The sequence below is a fragment of the Streptomyces sp. NPDC085524 genome, assembly GCF_044541755.1.
In the GTDB taxonomy this organism is placed as follows: Bacteria; Actinomycetota; Actinomycetes; order Streptomycetales; family Streptomycetaceae; genus Streptomyces.
This window is the reverse complement of record NZ_JBITTH010000079.1, coordinates 1-1,340: the sequence shown is the minus strand read 5'-3', so window position 1 is coordinate 1,340 and position 1,340 is coordinate 1. Positions and strand designations below refer to the sequence as shown.

Here is a 1,340-nt window from a genome sequence, read left to right as displayed (position 1 = left end):
GCGGTCGTCTTCGACGGCGATCCGGTCCTGGACCAGACGCAGTTCACGCAGGCGGCCCTGTTCGCCGTCGAGTCCGCGCTGTTCTCGCTCGTTTCTTCCTTCGGGGTGCGGCCCGATGCGCTGATCGGGCACTCGATCGGCGAGGTCACCGCCGCGTATGCGGCCGGGGTGTTCTCCCTGGAGGACGCCTGCACCCTGGTCGCCGTCCGTGGCCGGCTGATGCAGGCCGCCCGTGCCGGTGGGGCGATGGTCGCCATCGCCGCGCCCGAGGCGGACGTCCTGCCCGAGCTGGGTGAGGGTCTGTCCCTCGCCGCCGTCAATGGCCCCGCCGCCGTCGTCGTCTCCGGCGATGTGGAGGACGCGGACGCGATCGAGGCCCTGTTCCGGGACCGCGGGATCAAGGTCAAGCGGCTGACGGTGTCGCACGCCTTCCACTCCGCGCACATGGACGAGGTCCTCGCCGAGTTCGAGCAGGCCATCAGCGCCCTCACCTTCAACGAGCCGCAGATTGCCGTCGTATCGAACCTGACCGGTCAGGTCGCCGAGGAGCTGACCGACCCCGCCTACTGGGCCCGTCACATCCGTGGCGCCGTCCGGTTCCACGACGGCATCGAGACGCTGAACGCGCAGGGCATCACGACGTATCTGGAACTCGGACCCGACCCGGTCCTCACCTCCCTCGTCCAGAGCACGCTCGACGCGCCCGTCGCCGCTTCGCTGCTCAAGGGCCAGGGCGACGAGCCCCGCAGCCTGCTCCGCGCGCTGGGGGCCGCGTACTGCTCCGGCACCGATGTCGACTGGACCGCTCTTCTGCCCGGCGGAACCCGAGTCGACCTGCCCACGTACGCCTTCCAGCACGAGGAGTTCTGGCTGCTTCCGGTCGACCGGGCCGATGTGGCCGGGGCCGGTCTCGACGCCGCCGGGCACCCGCTGCTGGGTGCCGCGGTGGAGGTAGCCGACTCCGGGCACCTGGTCCTGACCGGCCTGCTCTCCGCCCAGCGGCTGCCCTGGCTCGCCGATCACACCATCGCCGGGACCACCCTCCTGCCCGGCACCGCCTTCATCGACCTCGCCCTCCACGCGGCGCACCTCACCGACCTCGCCGCCATCGAGGACCTCACCATCGAAGCCCCCCTGGTGCTCCCCGCCACCGGCGGTGTGCAGCTCCAGGTGATCGCCGGGGCCGAGAACGCGGACGGCCGCCGGCCGTTCAGCGTCCAGTCCCGGCCCGCCGGGGCCGCGTCGTGGACGCAGCATGCGTCCGGGACGCTGTCCCCGGATTCGGAGCCCGCGCCGCAGGCATCCCCCGCCTGGCCCCCCACCGGCGCGCAACCCCTCGA

The 1,340-nt window shown here is 72.4% G+C and carries 1 protein-coding gene; it reads left to right on the top strand.

Annotated elements, in window-relative coordinates; translation table 11 throughout:
* Positions 1-1,340: acyltransferase domain-containing protein (locus ACIGFK_RS42495; RefSeq protein ID WP_400056167.1), on the top strand; the 1,340-nt coding region annotated here is incomplete at both ends.